Genomic DNA, 14,684 nt, shown 5'->3' with positions numbered 1-14,684 from the left:
TCGGCTCCGGCGGATGCGCACTGCCGAATCCGTCGCTAACTGTTGCGACCCCGACGAAGGCGGTCCGCGCATACCATTGTCTCCAGAACCCGAAAGGAGCCAGGTACATGCGCTACACAGCAGGCAACTATGAAGCCTTCGCTCGTCCCCGCAAGCCGGTAAAGGTGGAGGGCAAACGGGCGTGGTTTGTTGGCGCCGGCCTGGCATCCCTGTCAGGCGCGGCATTCCTCATCCGCGATGCTCAAATGCCCGGCTCCCGCATCACGATCCTGGAGGAGTTAAAGCTCCCCGGCGGCGCTCTCGACGGAATCAAGGAACCCGAAAAGGGGTTCGTCATCCGAGGCGGCCGCGAGATGGAAAATCACTTCGAGTGTCTCTGGGACCTGTTCCGATCCATACCGTCGATCGAGGTCGACGACGCCAGCGTGCTGGACGAGTTCTATTGGCTCAACATCGATGATCCGAACTCCTCGCTGCAACGCGTCACCGAAAAGTGCGGTGCGGATGCACATTTCGACGGGCTCTTCCGACTGCCGGACAAGGCTCAGCGTGACATCGTGAAGATGTTCTCAGCCACCCGGGAGGAGATGGAGGGCAAGTCGATTGAAGCCGTCGTCAGCGAGGACTTCCTCAAGTCCCAGTTCTGGACGTACTGGCGCACCATGTTCGCCTTCGAGAACTGGCACTCGGCCCTGGAACTCAAGCTCTACCTGCACCGCTTCATTCATCATATCGACGGGCTACCCGACCTGTCGGCGCTGAAGTTCACCAAGTACAACCAGTACGAATCTCTGGTGCTGCCGCTCTACAAGTGGTTGCTCGATCAGGGCGTCACCATCGAGTTCGACACCACTGTGACGGACGTGGACTTCGATCTGGAGGCGGGCCGCAAACAGGCGACGCACCTGCATTGGACCAAGGAAGGGACCGCCGGAGGTGCCTCGTTGACTGAGGACGACCTGCTGTTCATGACGATCGGGTCGCTCACTGAGAACTCCGACGAGGGCGATCATCACACGCCGGCGAAGCTGAACACCGGCCCGGCGCCCGCATGGGACTTGTGGCGGACCGTCGCGAAGAAGGATCCGGCGTTCGGAAGGCCCGATGTCTTCGCCGGTGACATCGACCGGACGAAATGGGAATCGTGCACGGTGACCACGCTCGACAAGCGGATACCGGAGTACATTCAGCGCGTCTGCAAGCGAGATCCGTTCAGCGGCAAGGTCGTTACCGGCGGCATCGTCACCGCACTGGATTCGTCGTGGTTGCTGTCATGGACCGTCAATCGCCAGCCTCATTTCAAGCAGCAACCGGACGATCAGATCGTTGTCTGGGTGTACGCGCTGTTCTCCGAAGTGCCCGGTGACTATGTCAAGAAGCCGATACAAGAGTGCACCGGCGAGGAGATCACTCGGGAATGGCTGTACCACATGGGCGTGCCGGTAGCCGATATCGACGAACTGGCATCCACGGCAGCGAAGGCAGTGCCCTGCATGATGCCTTACGTGACAGCATTTTTCATGCCGCGTCGAGCCGGTGACCGGCCTGACGTCGTCCCCGAGGGATCGGTGAACTTCGCGTTCATCGGCCAGTTCTCCGAGTCTGCGCAGCGCGACTGCATCTTCACGACTGAATACTCGGTTCGTACTCCGATGGAGGCGGTGTACACACTGCTCGATATTGAGCGAGGTGTCCCCGAGGTGTGGAACTCCACGTATGACGTGCGCGAGTTGCTCAAAGCCACCAGCCGATTGCGCGACGGGGACAAGATCGAGCTGCACGCACCTGACGTGATCAAGCGCTGGATCCTCGGCAAGCTCGATGAGACCGAGATCGGACCAATCATGAGAGACGCCGGGTTGGTCTGACCATCAGCGGCGACTGCCGCTCGGTGACGGCAAGTTCGGTGGTTTCGGCCGGCAACCGGACCGATAAGGTTCGACAAATGGGACTCTTCAGTAGGAAGCCAGAAACCGCGGCGGTGAATGTCGGTCCGGCCGGACCATTCGTGTTTCGTATCGATGATGTTTTCACGATTACCGGCAAAGGACGGATGTTCACGGGGACCGTCGAGTCGGGCAGGGTCGACGCCGGCACCCCGGCCTCGTTGGTGATCGGCGATCGCGTCCTAACGGCCCAGATCGGTCGGCTCGAGGTGCGGGGACGCCGGAAGCCGGTCGCACTGAACGCGGGGGAGAGCGGCGCTATCGGACTTGACGGGGTCGTGACCGATGATCTGCCGCTCACGGTCTACGGAGGACAGATGATCGTCGACACGGCAGCATTGAAGGGTGCCCTCATCAGGTCGCGCCTGGAGTCGGATTTCACGCCACCGACGCGCGGGGACTGACTGAACGAGCCAGCGAGAGTGCGCTATTCGTCTTCGTCGTATGCGTCTGCCTCCGCAGTACGAGCTTGAGCGATCTCGGGTGCTCGAGCGGCGGTGGCTTCGTCGGGGAACGGTCCGAGTCGATCAGACGAGCCGCACGGATTCCCATGTTCGGGTCGCTGATGCTTCACGCAGAACCACCAGCGGTCAAGGCTGCTGTCACTCATGAACTAGATCGTCGCACAGCTTGCAGGGCTCGCGTTGACCTACGGTTAGGCAGACGCGTGTCGATCAACGGATAGGGACTGGCTATGTCGGTGACGATCGTTCTGTTCACCCGTGATCTCCGGGTGCACGACAACCCCGCGCTGGCCGCGGCGTGCCGCCGCGGTTCAGACGTGGTGCCATTGTTCGTCCTGGACGACGGGATCACGTCGGGCGCTTTCAACGCGCCCAACCGGGCCGCGTTTCTGGCAGCGGCGCTGCAGGAGCTGGATGATGAATTGCGCAGGCGCGGAGGTCGATTGGTGTTGCGTCGTGGCGACGTGATCGACGAGGCCGCGCGGGTCGTGGCGGAGACGGATGCGGCGGAGTTGCACATCGCCGACGACGTCAGCGCGTACAGCCGGCGGCGCGAGGGGCGGCTTCGAGAGCGCCTCGCATCACTCGACTGCAATCTTGTGGTGCATGCGGGATCCACCACCGTCGCCGACCCGAGTGAACTCACCCCGTCCACCGGTCGCGACCACTTCGCCGTGTTCACCCCATACTTCCGCCGGTGGCAGGAGATACCGCGACGCAAGCCGATCGCACCGCCGACTCGCATCGATGTGCCAGCGGTGAGCGGTGCCTCGCTGCCGCGAGCCGACGCCACCTGCCCGGGTGCTGCCTCCCCGCAATTGATGGTCGGCGGCGAACGCTCCGGCCGGGCGCTACTCACGCGATGGCTTAGGCGCTCGGTCCAGGATTACGACGAGCGCAGCGACGACCTCGCCGGTGACATGACATCGCATCTGTCGCCGTATCTGCATTTCGGATGTTTGTCCGCTACCGAGATCCTGGACCGTCTGGATCTCTCCGATTCGGGGGCGCAGGCCTTTGCTCGCCAGTTGTGCTGGCGAGACTTCCATCACCAGGTGCTCGCGGCCCGTCCGGATGCCGCTACCGTGGACTATCGACCACGCGGAATCTCCTGGGCAACAGACGATCTTGTATTCAAGTCGTGGTGTGAGGGGCGCACGGGCTACCCGATCGTGGATGCGGGCATGCGTCAGCTGTTGACGCAGGGATGGATGCACGGTCGAGCGAGACTGATTGCGGCCAGTTTTCTCGCGAAGACGCTCCGCATCGATTGGCGTTTGGGTGCAGCACATTTCGAGCGGTGGTTGGTCGACGGTGACATCGCGAACAATCGGATGAACTGGCAGTGGGCTGCCGGCACCGGCACCGATACCCGGCCGAACCGAGTGCTCAATCCGTTGCGTCAGGCCGAACGCTTCGATCCGCTCGGCGACTATGTTCGGCGGTGGGTTCCAGAGTTGGCGCACCTGGAGGGCAAAAGCATTCATCGGCCGTGGCGGCATGGCGTCCCGCACTCGGTGTACCCGCCGCCGATGCACTCTGCGGGCGGTGAGAGCCAACCGACGCTCGACCTGTTCTCTTGAGATGCCAGGGCGATTCGGTGAGGACTCGGGACGGAGCCGCCTCCTAGGCGATGGAGCGGGAATCGCTCGGTCGTGCGGCGTCGCCGACGTGCCGGTCGATGTGCTCGAACGCACTGCGGAAGAAGCCGGGCGCGCCCACGACATGCTCGCCCCATCGGACCGATCGGAATGTCACATTGCCGCCCGCTGCAACCCATTTCTGCGCCAGCTCGGCGTTCTGCGGATAGGGGATCGCTTGGTCGCGTACGACGGCTCCGACGAGGACAGGCACCGCCGGAGCCGTTTCGCCGAGACAGTTCTCTCGCAGTCGTTGCTGCACAGCAGGATCGTCCAGGGGATGGCTCGTGACGAACCCGTCCACCGTTCGCCAGGAGGTCAGGACCAACCCGAGGAGAATCGCAGCCAGAATGTGCGTCCTGCGGAACAGGGCGAATATTCGCTCGCCGCGTTTCGTCAGCAGGCCACGAAGATTCAGATCGGGGTACGCCGCATCGAGCCCGATCAACCCGTAGACGAGCAGAAAGGCGAACGTGCCCTTGTCATGGTGTGCCAGACAGGAATCCAGGTCGGCCGGGACGCCGCCCGCGGAGCCGGCGACGATCGGCATGTCGGGGGCGTAGCTCGGCTGCAGCTGCAGGGCCCAGCCGGCGGCACATCCGCCTTCCGAGTACCCGGTGATCGCCACGGGCAGGTCCGTAAGCTCGTGCGCGGGCAATTGCCGTGCGGCGGTGATGCAGTCCAGCACCGCCGGACCAAGCGCGTGGCCGATGACATATGGGTGCACTGACGCGGTGTCGTCCCCGAGTCCGGGATAGTCCGGGATGGCCAATGCCCATCCTCGACGCAGGGCGGCGGCAAACACCGCGGCCTCGTATTCCAGCCCGAGGCGCAACTGCACCGATACGGCGGCCGCCCGGGTCGCGAGCCCTTGCGTACCCACCGCGTAGCCGACGAGGGCGCGCGGCGACTGCTTGGTGGGAATCAGCACCGTTCCGCTCACCTCGGTCAGATCGCCGGTGGCGGTCGTGGTGGTGTACCGAATCTTCCACGCCTCTGCCCGAAGTCGCAGGCCCGGAACGAGGAATGCGGTGGTGAGCCGATAGTCGATGAGTCGCCCCGCCGACGGGTGCGGTGTGGCGCTCATCGTCTCGGTCCGTTCGTGGCGTCCGACAGCTGTGACCGCAGGACCTTTCCGCTGGCGTTGCGCGGTATCTCGTCGAGCGTGATGAATCGCTTCGGGATCTTGTAGCGCTCCACCCTCTCGCGGAGATAACTCTTCAGCTCATCGGCCGGTACGTCCTGGCCATCGCGGACGACGATAAAGGCATTCAGAACCTGACCGAACTCGGTATCGGGAACTCCGATGACGACCGCGTCAGCGACGGCCGGATGCGATGCGAGAGCGTCTTCGATTTCGCCGGGGAAGACGTTCTCGCCGCCGGAGACGATCATGTCGTCCGAACGGCCGTCGATGAACAGCAGGCCGTCGGCGTCGATGTGGCCGCGGTCGCCGGTGTCGACGTGCCCATCAAGCACCGTCTTGGATTGTGTCGGATTGGCCGAATCGGGGGTATATCCCTCGTAGTCGAGCGGGCCCCGCACCATGATTCGACCAATGACTCCCGTGTCCACGATGGTGCCGGCGTCATCGAGAATGCGGATCGAGACGCCCAACGCGGGCCGCCCCGCCGTGCCCGGCGCATGCGCAAGGTCGTTTGCGGACGCGATCGACACCACACCGGCCTCGGTGGAGCCGTAGCCGTTGACCAGTATGTTGCCGAACGCCTGCTGAAAGGCGACGACGGTGGCGGTGGTGATCGGGGCCGCTCCGGTCAGGGTGGTGCGCAACGGAATCGACTGCGCGCGACTGCGCACGTCGGGAACGTTGACGATGCGCTGCAGCATCGCCGGCACGGCATGGAGCATGGTTGTTCGATGGCGTGCCATGTCATCGAGCGCCGCCTCGGCATCGAAGCGGCGTCGGCAGACGATCGTGCCGCCGACGGTCACGGTACCCAGCACTGATAGCAGGCCGAACCCGTGGAAGAACGGCGGCGCCACGTAAACGACTTCGCCGTTGCCCAGGCCGGCATGCGCGAGCCCTGTCGCCGCAAGCTTCGCGATCGCGGCCGGACTCACCTGCCGCGGCACGCCTTTCGCGAGTCCGGTGGTCCCGGAGGTCAGTAACGTGAGGTGGGGACCGCCGCCGGCAGGCGCGGTTGCCGGGCCGCGGTCATGGAAACGTGTTCTCTGCGAGGATTGTTCGTGTCCCGGGGCGTCGACGATGATCGAGTGGCCCGCCCAGCCGGCCGCGGTCAGTGGTGCGGCGAACTCAGTGTCGTGCACCAATGCGTCGAATCGGTGGCGTTGCAGTAGTGCGGCGAGTTGGTGCGATGGCAGTTCCGTGTTGATCGGCACCATGTTGGAGTTGGTCTGGGCCGCGGCCGCCAGACCGATCACAAACCCCCGATGGTTTCGACACAGGATGCCCACGGATCCGCCGTTATCGCCCAGCGCGTCTCGACGAAGGTCGGCGGCCATCGCCATGGATGCCGCCAGGAGATCGCGGTAGGTGATGGATCCGGCCTCGTCGATGAGGGCCACCCGGTCCGGATAGCGGGCAGCGGAAATTGCGAACAAGGTAGCCGGGCTCGCGCCGAATACCTTGCGGGCGCGGACTATGTCGCGCGCGGCCCGCGGGCCCGGGGGAGTGAGGGTGCCGGATTTTGCCAGGGCGACGGCCGCGGCGATCCACTGTCGTCGGGAACCGCGAACGGCGGCCTGCTGGTGTCGGCTCATCAGCGGACCACCTTGCCGTTGCGGCCTGAGTCGGCCAGGGTGCCGACGCCTCTCTTCGCCATCGCGGCCGCGAACGCGGCGTCCGATGCCGGTGTCTCGCCCGCGCGGCGATCGAACCTGCCGAGCATGGCCTCCAGCGGCGCCTCGAATGCGACGCTGACCAGTTTCAGCAATCCGAATCCGTGCGGTTGCAGCACTCGCGGACGGTGAGTGATCGCGTACGCCACGACCCCGGCCGCCTGCGCCGGGGTGTGTCCTGGCATCGCGCTGACCCAGCCGGTCGCCACCATTCGGCTCTTGATATGGCCGGCGTACAGGCTGGTCACAGTGATCCCATGGGGACGCGCCTCCATTGCCACGCCGCGAATCCACCGATCGAACGCGGCCTTGGACGCGATGTAGAAACCCCAGCGCGGCGCGTTAGGCATCTGCAATCCGGCGGTGGCCACGTTCACAATGTGCGCTCCACCTTGCGCTTTCATGATTGGCAGCAGGGCCAGGGTCAGGCGCATCGGGCCGAGCAGGTTGACCCCCAGCATCACGTCCATGTCCTGCATTCGCAATGCGCTGCGGAATACCGAGCGCCGCAACGACTTACCGGCGTTGTGTACCAGTACGTCGACCCGGCCGAAGTCGGCATCGACCGCCGATGCGAAGAGTTCTACCGAGTCGGGGTCTCCGAGGTCGAGGGCATAGGCGTGGGCGGTGCCGCCGGCGGCGTTGATCTGGTCGACGATCTCCGACAGCCGGTCGACGGTCCGGGCGGCCATCACCACCGTCGCACCGTGCGCGGCAAGTAGGCGCGCGGTCGCCTCGCCTTGGCCGTACGAGGCGCCGGTGATCACCACGACCTTGCCGTCCACTGCCCGCCGAATCCGCGCCGTATTCCGTTCCATCGACGGTCCGATCACCTGCAGAACCATCCGCTCACCGCGACGACTGTCGCTCATCAAGCCTCCCAAATAATGCCGTTATTTGGGATAACGGTACTATTCAAATGGGCGATGTCAAGAGCTCGACGCGGTACGGTGAAGCGGTGCAGGGCAATTCACGGGTGATAGCGCAGGCCGAGACCAGGCAGCGGATCAAGGAGACGGCGCGGCAGCGGCTGTTGACGCAGGGCTACACGCCGACCTCGGTCGCCGCGGTGACCGAGCAGGCCGGCTTCACCACGGGCGCTTTCTACTCGAATTTCGCCAGCAAGGCCGAATTGACCCTGGAAGTGCTCGAGGAGCTGCAGCAGGAGGTGCATGCCGAGCTGACCGAGCTCCTCACGAGTCACCGGGGCAGTGGCCTGGTGGACGCGCTCCAGGGTTGGGCCGAGCGTCTCTTGAACTCCGGGCTGCCGCGCCTGGAGCTGGAATTCGCGTTATCGGTGCGGGGCGATGAGCAACTGGTCGCCACGGAGGCCGGCCGCAACCGGGCGGCCGTCACGCGGCTGACCCCGCTGCTCGCCGCGGTGCTGCCGACCGGCATCCCGACGCCGCTACCGGTGGAGTACCTGGCCGACCTGATCCTCAACATGGTCTTCGGCCTCGCCGTGCGCAAGATCATCGATCCGAGGGTCAGTAGCGACTCGCTCTTCGAGTCGATCAAACTGCTACTACCGCCCGAGCGGCACGCCGACGACTGACGACGACCAGGGCGGCAGATAGGAGCGGCTATCGACCGGCGCGCACAAGACAGATGAGCCACGCCACGGCGCCACCGATCGGCACCACATGCGGATTTCGAAGAGTCAGTCCTCGATGAGACTGCGTCCGACGGCCCTGAGCTGCTTGAGCGCCTCGCGTCTTGCCTGGATCTGCTCGGTGGTGTGACCGACCCAGTCGACGAGTTCGTCCACGACACGTACCGCTTCACGGCTGCGGTAGGACCGTGTCGGGTTGCCCGGGAACTTCTTATCGGTGACGTTCGGGTCGTCCTCGATCGCGCCCTGCGGTTCCACGATGTAGATGCGGCCCGGAGCTTCGCCCGCCGCCAGTTCGGCGCCCCAGGCCGCCGCGTCCAGGGTCTGCGTGAAGTAGATGTGGTTCATGATGCGCTCGGGGTCATAGTTCGAGCGGAACCCGGGAGTCAGAAGGTCGCCGGGGGACAAGTCGGCTTTGGTGCCATGAAGAAAGGCGCCGGAGTGATGGGGCTCAAACGGTTTCGGTGTCATCGTGTTCGATTCTGTACCAACGAGCTCGGCCGCGAAGGCCGCGGTCTCAGGCCGACCACTGTCCATGCAGGTCGTACCATCAATCGATGCACTCACTCTTCACCTACGGAACTCTTCGAAATCCGGAAGTGCAGCAAGAATTATTCGGCCGCACCATTGCGGGTGAGGATGATGCTCTCGGCGGACTTCGCCGTGACTTCATCACCATTACCGATCCTGACGTGATTCGAATCAGCGGCTCGAATCGGCATCCGGTCCTCCGAGTCGGCACCGCGACGGACTCCGTGTCGGGAACGCGCTTGACGCTGACCGACGCCGAGCTGTCTGCCGCAGATGACTACGAGGTCGACGACTACTACCGCGTCGAAGTCACCCTGGTGTCCGGTTATCGCGCGTGGGTCTACGCGTCTGCGGCCGAGCGGGAGATTCTGCAGCAGTGATCTGCTCACGCAGGATGTCGCCGTGGCCGGCGTGGCGCGCAAAGTCCTCGATCGCGAGCAGATAGATAAATCGCAGACTGACCTCGCCGAGGTGTGCATGAATCCTGACGTCGTCGAGGCCGAATTCGCTTGCAATCGTGCGTGATCGAGCGCTGGCACGCTCGAATTCGGCGATCACGTCGGCGACGGTCTCGCGATCGCCGACTATGAAACTGGCATCGCCGGCCGTCGTGGGGCCGTCGCATTCGGTCATCGGGATGTCGCCTAGGACATGCTGGAACCAGATCCGTTCGGCGACGGCGGCATGTTTGAGCAGTCCTATCGGGGTGGTCATGGACTCGAGTCGGCGGGCGTGAGCATCTTCCTCCGACAGGCCACGCACGGTGTTGATCAGTTCGGTCCGGTTGCGGTCGAGCGTGGCCTCGAGCAGCCGACGCTCGGTGCCGGTGGTGATTAGCGGTATGGACCATGTCGCCATTTTTGACTCCTTCTATTGGATACGGGGGTGGAACATGTTGTCGTGCTTGCAGTCTCGGGACGTACGCGACCCCAATGCGGTGTCCGGATAATGTTGCGCGATCAGGGAGGCGCAGCATGCGAGTGCGCATGAGACGTTGACGCGGGCGCCAAGACGGCTGACTTCGTCGTGCTGAGAGGCGATTTTCGGCAACTGTCCGGGGCTTGGATCAACCCGGGTTATATCTCAATCAGCCGATGAGAGAAATCCAAATGTCTAACGCGTCAGACATTAGCCCTGCCCGTCGGAGCCGGCAAGACCCAATTGCCTAATCGGACATCCGGACCTTCAGTCAGGATCGTCGCCATGGCGACACAATCCCTTCGCGCGCTGCGAATTTGGAGCCCGTGGCCACTGTGTCCGGTCATGGCCGCATTGCATAGCGCGGGTCGGTGGGAGATCGTAACGGTCGTAGTGACTGACCCCCTCAGATCTCAAGCCACGCGGCGTCGGCGGCAATGATGTCATTTTCGAGCTGCCCACCGCGAGTGTGGAACGTCCCCCAGCGATGGTGCGGTCCGCAGCAGTCAGGAATTCGGCCAACGCCTGATACTCGATCGCGTGCGACGAGTTTCGTTGTTCCGGTGGGCGAATGCCGCCATGAGTTCGGTGATAGCCCCCAACTCGATCTCCACGCCCTGATCAGTTGCTCGCCAACATGATTGGCTGCAATCAGTGTCGAATTCTCATCGAATCCGGGTGCGCGCCGGGGCTGGATGTGGCGGGGACGCGACCTGCCCGGGGCAACTATTGGCCAGTTCGATGAGACTTGATCGCTGGCCATAGGAAGTCGGGCGGCGATCTCCTACCACGGACGGTTGTGTGAACCAGCCGGGCAAGGTGCGATGGAGTCATGACCCAGCGAGATTCCTTGAAGTTCCGGTTCGTACACGCGGTTCAGCGACGGATGGTCAACCCGGTGGCCCGTCGCTCAAACAGGTTGATCATGGTCGAGACCACGGGCCGCAAGAGCGGTCTCCCGCGGCAGACTCCCATTGGTGGTCGGCGCGAGGGCAACTCATTCTGGTTGGTTTCCGAACACGGTTACCGATCGGACTATGTTCGCAACATCCAGGCATGTCCGACTGTTCGAGTGCGGCTCAATGGCCGGTGGCATTCGGGTGAGGCGATACTGCTGCCCGAGGACGACACCACCGCTCGGCTGAGCCAATTGGGCGGCATAAATAGCGTGGCGGTGCGGGCGGCAGGAACGGGGCGCCTGACAATCCGGATCGACCTGGATGCCGGCTGACACACGATGTCTCCCGCGCTGATTGCCGAAGGCTCTGCCAATGCGTCGGCCAGATCGATCTGGTTGGAAATCCAAACCGACACCCACTGGTCTGATCCATCCGACGTAGAACGCGGGTCCGTGTACCGGCCGTACACCCCAGGACCGCAAGGATCGGCCTACCGTCAAAGCCATGGATCAACGCAGCGATGTCGGGGAGTTCCTGCGCAGCCGCCGCGCGAAGGTGACTCCGGACCAGGCGGGCATCATCAGCGGTGGCCGCCGCCGCGTGCCGGGTTTGCGCCGCGAAGAGGTCGCCACGCTGGCCGATCATCTCGCCGCGCTGCGCGAACGGACGACCGTCGTGCCCGCGGTGAACCAGATCGAGGTTCATCCCTACTTCTCACAACCGGCCGTGCAACAGGCGAACGCCGAACTGGGCATCGTCACCCAGGCCTGGTCGCCGATGGGCGGCATCACCTCCTATCGCGGCACGGGTACCAGCACATTCGATGATCCGACGATCGGCGAGGTCGCGGCCGCGCACGACAAGACCGCTGCGCAGGTGATGCTGCGCTGGCATCTGCAGCAGGGCCGTTCCGCGATCCCGAAATCAGTGAAACCCGAACGGATCGCCGCCAACTTCGATGTCTTCGATTTCGACCTCACCGCCGCCGAGTTGCAGCGGATCGATGCCCTCGACACCGGCGTGCGCGGGGGCCCAGAACCCGAGGCCGTGACCCGGGAAGCATTCCACCGCGACATCCCTGAAGCCTGACCGACAATGAGAGGCCGCACATGACCGACACACAGAAGTCCGCGTCCGTTGCCGTAATCACCGGTGCCTCATCAGGAATCGGTGCCGCGACAGCCCGCGTACTGAACGCGCATGGCGATTGTGTCGCCCTGCTCGCGCGACGCATCGACCGGATCGAAGCACTCGCCGCCCGCCGGGTACGAGAAGAACTCAGGGAGCGGACGTACTTGTCAACAATGCCGGCACGATGCTGTTGGGCCCGTTCTCGTCCACATCACTCATGAGGCAACCCGAGAGGATGTGCAGAAGAGGTACGACGTAGCGACCGTCAAACCCGACGAGATCGCCAACATCATTGGCTTCGTCCTGGCGCAACCACGCCATCTGGCCATCAACGAAATCCTCATCCGCCCAGCAGATCAGCTCAACTGATCCAGTCCGACCAACGCTTCGCTCCGAGGCGTGTTCGGTCGGGCCGCGCGAGCAGAGGCACGTGGTCCGCGGGGCGGTCGCAACGGGCGCATCGTCAGTGGCCGTTGCGCCTCTCGAGCGCCGCGTGCGGGCGGCCCGTCCAGGGTGTGGTCAACAACGGGTCGCCTGACGCGCTGTCGACGAGACGGGCCGGGGGAATGAATGCGGCTGCTGGGGTCGCGGCGGTGGCACCGCCCGCCAGAAGGAGCTTGTGGGACTTCATTTCGGATCTCCTCGTCAGTGGGGAACTGGTATGAGAAGAACGGTATGGACCAGAATTGTTGCGCCAGTAAGCCAACTATGAAGGTTTTATGAGACTGCGCATCGAGCAAGGAACACGGCTTGGACAGGCGCTGATCAGGCCTTGTTCGCGGTATCGCCGGCAGCGTCAGGCCCGAGCCTCAGCGGTGCTCAGATCTTCGTGGCGTCGATACTTGGTGCAGTCTGCTGTAGGTCTCCACTGATAACCCACAGATGCCCGAACGGGTCTTGAATTCGCCCCTCACGCTTGCCATACGGTCGGTCGTCGATGGGGATAACTACCTGTGCGCCGTGCTCGACCATGCGATCGGCGGTCGAGTCCGGGTCGACGACGGTGAGCACTAGCAGCACGGGCGAGCCACCGATTGATTGTGGGTCTATCCAGCCCCAGTCCTTGACGCTCTGGGCGACGGCGAAAACGGTCGAGCCGGTTGCTATCTCGGCGTGGTTCACTACACCATCGTGGTCGACGACCCTCAGTCGCAGTTGGGCCCCAAGTGCCTTGGTGTAGAACGTGATAGCTGCGTCGGCGTCGGTCACCAGAAGTTTCGGAACCAGTTGTGCATTCATCTCGCCATCATCGCGATGTACGAGTCTGCCTGACTTGAACGTTTCGGAACTCTTCGTCCGCGCACGCCAAAGTCCGACAGGCGTTCGTCCCCACGGACGAAGACCACCGGCAGGTCATTTAGCTTTCGGCGTCGACGATCGGGGCTCCGGGGGCGTTCTTCTTGATTGATTCGATGCCTTGGACCGCGCTCGATCGCGACGTATAACCTTGGCTAGCTGGGGACTGCTGCACGTTCAGGTGACATCTGATCTGGCTTGCCTCTGGGCGGGCCTGGAAGGATGTTGTTGTGCCCAAGCCGTATCCGAGAGAGTTTCGTGATGATGTCGTGCGCGTGGCCCGTGCCCGCGAGTCCGGTGTCACGTTGGCCCAGATCGCGCGGGACTTCGGTGTTCATGAAATGACGTTGACCAAATGGCTGCGTCAGGCCGCTGTCGATGATGGCGAGCGGCCCGGAACGAGTACGTCGGAGTCGGCCGAGTTGCGGGAGGCGAATCGGCGGATCCGGTTGCTGGAGCAGGAGAACGAGGTCTTGCGGCGGGCGACCGCCTATCTGTCGCAGGCCAATCTGCCGGGAAAAGGCTCTACCCGCTCGTGAAAGAGCTCGCCGCCGACGGTATCCCCGTCGCGGTGACGTGCCGGGTCCTGCAGCTCGCCCGTCAGCCCTACTATCGGTGGCTGGCCGTTCCGGTGACCGCCGCGGAGCTGGTCGAGGCCTATCGGGCTAACGCGTTGTGTGATGCCCACCGTGATGATCCCGAGTTCGGCTACCGGTTCCTTACTGATGAGGCGGCTGCCGCCGGCCAGGCGATGGCCTCGCGCACGGCATGGCGGATCTGCCGGTCCAACCGGTGGTGGTCGAGTTTCGGTAAACCTGGCCGCGGGAAGAATCGCCGGCCGGGCCCGCCGGTGCATGATGATCTGGTGTGCCGGGATTTCACCGCTGATAAACCGAATCAGTTGTGGCTCACCGATATCACCGAGCACCGCACCGGTGAGGGCAAGTTGTACCTGTGTGCGGTCAAGGATGTGTGCTCGGGCCGGATCGTCGGGTACTCGATGGACTCACGGATGAAGTCCCGGTTGGCGGTGGCGGCGATCAATAACGCCGTGGCCCGCCGGGACGATGTGGCCGGCTGCATCGTGCATAGCGATCGTGGCAGCCAATTCCGTTCCCGCCGTTACGTTCACACGCTGAACGTCCATCGGCTGGTCGGGTCGATGGGGCGCGTCGGCGCGGCCGGTGACAACGCGGCGATGGAATCGTTCTTCGCGCTGCTGCAGAAGAACGTCTTGGACCGGCGGCCGTGGGCCACCCGGGAAGAGTTGCAGATCGCGATCGTGACCTGGATTGAACGTACCTACCACCGGCGCCGTCGCCAAGACCGACTCGGACGATTGACCCCGATCGAATTCGAGACCATGATGACCACAGCAGTCACTCAGGCTGCGTGACCAAACTGTCACCTGAACGTGCAGCAGTCCC

At 63.8% G+C, this 14,684-nt stretch carries 15 protein-coding genes and 2 pseudogenes; 10 read left to right on the top strand and 7 right to left on the bottom strand.

All coding sequences use genetic code 11. The annotated features are described in order from the left end of the window. Positions 1–107: 107 nt before the first annotated feature. The 3 genes from G341_RS0111005 (at position 108) to G341_RS0110995 (ending at position 3,993) form a co-directional block, all read left to right on the top strand. The gene (locus G341_RS0111005) at positions 108–1,868 is read left to right on the top strand and encodes an oleate hydratase (protein WP_026303539.1); all 1,761 of its coding nucleotides are present in this window, start codon (positions 108–110) and stop codon (positions 1,866–1,868) included. A gap of 23 nt (positions 1,869–1,891) precedes the next feature. After that, the gene (locus G341_RS21775) at positions 1,892–2,350 is read left to right on the top strand and encodes an elongation factor Tu (RefSeq protein WP_245556971.1); all 459 of its coding nucleotides are present in this window, start codon (positions 1,892–1,894) and stop codon (positions 2,348–2,350) included. Positions 2,351–2,640: 290 nt separating this feature from the next. Beyond that, positions 2,641–3,993, top strand: a complete 1,353-nt coding sequence (locus G341_RS0110995; protein ID WP_018179193.1) for a cryptochrome/photolyase family protein — start codon at positions 2,641–2,643, stop codon at positions 3,991–3,993. Positions 3,994–4,036: 43 nt separating this feature from the next. On the opposite strand, the gene G341_RS0110990 is transcribed toward G341_RS0110995, so the two are convergent. Genes G341_RS0110990 through G341_RS21770 form a run of 3 tightly spaced genes read right to left on the bottom strand, consistent with a single transcriptional unit; the run spans position 4,037 to position 7,742 of the window. Next, positions 4,037–5,137, bottom strand: a complete 1,101-nt coding sequence (locus G341_RS0110990; protein WP_018179192.1) for a lipase family protein — start codon at positions 5,135–5,137, stop codon at positions 4,037–4,039. Continuing rightward, positions 5,134–6,792, bottom strand: a complete 1,659-nt coding sequence (locus G341_RS0110985; RefSeq protein WP_018179191.1) for an AMP-binding protein — start codon at positions 6,790–6,792, stop codon at positions 5,134–5,136. The genes G341_RS0110990 and G341_RS0110985 overlap by 4 nt, the downstream gene beginning before the upstream one ends. Then, positions 6,792–7,742, bottom strand: coding sequence for an SDR family NAD(P)-dependent oxidoreductase (locus G341_RS21770; RefSeq protein WP_051092758.1), 951 nt, complete (start codon positions 7,740–7,742; stop codon positions 6,792–6,794). The genes G341_RS0110985 and G341_RS21770 overlap by 1 nt, the downstream gene beginning before the upstream one ends. A gap of 86 nt (positions 7,743–7,828) precedes the next feature. Here G341_RS21770 and G341_RS0110975 point away from each other — a divergent pair, with 86 nt between their 5' ends. Continuing rightward, on the top strand, positions 7,829–8,425 hold the full coding sequence (locus G341_RS0110975) for a TetR/AcrR family transcriptional regulator (protein ID WP_245556970.1): 597 nt from the start codon (positions 7,829–7,831) through the stop codon (positions 8,423–8,425). Positions 8,426–8,530: 105 nt separating this feature from the next. Here G341_RS0110975 and arr read toward each other — a convergent pair whose 3' ends face one another. Further along, positions 8,531–8,953 carry an NAD(+)--rifampin ADP-ribosyltransferase gene (gene arr / locus G341_RS0110970; RefSeq protein ID WP_026303538.1) on the bottom strand — a complete coding sequence of 141 codons (423 nt, stop codon included), beginning with the start codon at positions 8,951–8,953 and terminating at the stop codon, positions 8,531–8,533. A gap of 86 nt (positions 8,954–9,039) precedes the next feature. Here arr and G341_RS0110965 point away from each other — a divergent pair, with 86 nt between their 5' ends. Then, complete coding sequence (locus tag G341_RS0110965; RefSeq protein ID WP_043451315.1) at positions 9,040–9,393, top strand: gamma-glutamylcyclotransferase family protein; 354 nt, start codon at positions 9,040–9,042, stop codon at positions 9,391–9,393. Here the strand turns inward: G341_RS0110965 and G341_RS0110960 are convergent. Continuing rightward, on the bottom strand, positions 9,323–9,871 hold the full coding sequence (locus G341_RS0110960; RefSeq protein ID WP_026303537.1) for a DinB family protein: 549 nt from the start codon (positions 9,869–9,871) through the stop codon (positions 9,323–9,325). The genes G341_RS0110965 and G341_RS0110960 overlap by 71 nt on opposite strands. Before the next feature lie 892 nt (positions 9,872–10,763). Here G341_RS0110960 and G341_RS0110955 point away from each other — a divergent pair. From G341_RS0110955 to G341_RS24155, 4 genes and pseudogenes are all read left to right on the top strand, one after another. After that, positions 10,764–11,162, top strand: a complete 399-nt coding sequence (locus G341_RS0110955; RefSeq protein ID WP_026303536.1) for a nitroreductase/quinone reductase family protein — start codon at positions 10,764–10,766, stop codon at positions 11,160–11,162. Positions 11,163–11,463: 301 nt separating this feature from the next. Then, positions 11,464–11,919, top strand: a pseudogene (locus G341_RS21765) (aldo/keto reductase); the annotation flags it as partial. Between the two features lie 20 nt (positions 11,920–11,939). Next, positions 11,940–12,089 (top strand): annotated as a pseudogene (locus G341_RS24160) (SDR family NAD(P)-dependent oxidoreductase); the annotation flags it as partial. After that, positions 12,031–12,330, top strand: coding sequence for a Rossmann-fold NAD(P)-binding domain-containing protein (locus G341_RS24155; RefSeq protein WP_245556989.1), 300 nt, complete (start codon positions 12,031–12,033; stop codon positions 12,328–12,330). The pseudogene G341_RS24160 and the gene G341_RS24155, both read left to right, overlap by 59 nt. A gap of 450 nt (positions 12,331–12,780) precedes the next feature. Here the strand turns inward: G341_RS24155 and G341_RS21760 are convergent, their stop codons facing one another. After that, a complete protein-coding gene (locus G341_RS21760) occupies positions 12,781–13,200 on the bottom strand; it encodes a VOC family protein (protein ID WP_043451312.1) in 420 nt (139 codons plus the stop codon). A gap of 118 nt (positions 13,201–13,318) precedes the next feature. After that, positions 13,319–13,432 carry a YegP family protein gene (locus G341_RS24415; RefSeq protein WP_425402072.1) on the bottom strand — a complete coding sequence of 38 codons (114 nt, stop codon included), beginning with the start codon at positions 13,430–13,432 and terminating at the stop codon, positions 13,319–13,321. A 55-nt stretch (positions 13,433–13,487) separates the two neighbouring features. Here G341_RS24415 and G341_RS0110930 point away from each other — a divergent pair. Further along, positions 13,488–14,653 (top strand): IS3 family transposase gene (locus G341_RS0110930; protein ID WP_155826735.1). Its coding sequence is split into 2 segments (ribosomal slippage): positions 13,488–13,772 and positions 13,775–14,653, totalling 1,164 coding nucleotides; the frame shifts between segments, so codons are not numbered across the junction. Positions 14,654–14,684 lie beyond the last annotated feature (31 nt).

Source organism: Jongsikchunia kroppenstedtii DSM 45133, assembly GCF_000380485.1.
In the GTDB taxonomy this organism is placed as follows: Bacteria; Actinomycetota; Actinomycetes; order Mycobacteriales; family Mycobacteriaceae; genus Jongsikchunia; species Jongsikchunia kroppenstedtii.
The sequence above is the reverse complement of the archived record's forward strand: the minus strand, read 5'-3'. Positions and strand labels throughout refer to the sequence as shown.

Coding starts and splice junctions, on each gene's coding strand:
- G341_RS0111005 (WP_026303539.1), top strand. CDS start 108: ATGCGCTACACAGCAGGCAACTATGAAGCCTTCGCTCGTCCCCGCAAG.
- G341_RS0110995 (WP_018179193.1), top strand. CDS start 2,641: ATGTCGGTGACGATCGTTCTGTTCACCCGTGATCTCCGGGTGCACGAC.
- G341_RS0110990 (WP_018179192.1), bottom strand. CDS start 5,137: ATGAGCGCCACACCGCACCCGTCGGCGGGGCGACTCATCGACTATCGG.
- G341_RS0110985 (WP_018179191.1), bottom strand. CDS start 6,792: ATGAGCCGACACCAGCAGGCCGCCGTTCGCGGTTCCCGACGACAGTGG.
- G341_RS21770 (WP_051092758.1), bottom strand. CDS start 7,742: ATGAGCGACAGTCGTCGCGGTGAGCGGATGGTTCTGCAGGTGATCGGA.
- arr (WP_026303538.1), bottom strand. CDS start 8,953: ATGACACCGAAACCGTTTGAGCCCCATCACTCCGGCGCCTTTCTTCAT.
- G341_RS0110965 (WP_043451315.1), top strand. CDS start 9,040: ATGCACTCACTCTTCACCTACGGAACTCTTCGAAATCCGGAAGTGCAG.
- G341_RS0110960 (WP_026303537.1), bottom strand. CDS start 9,871: ATGGCGACATGGTCCATACCGCTAATCACCACCGGCACCGAGCGTCGG.
- G341_RS0110955 (WP_026303536.1), top strand. CDS start 10,764: ATGACCCAGCGAGATTCCTTGAAGTTCCGGTTCGTACACGCGGTTCAG.
- G341_RS24155 (WP_245556989.1), top strand. CDS start 12,031: ATGGCGATTGTGTCGCCCTGCTCGCGCGACGCATCGACCGGATCGAAG.
- G341_RS21760 (WP_043451312.1), bottom strand. CDS start 13,200: ATGAATGCACAACTGGTTCCGAAACTTCTGGTGACCGACGCCGACGCA.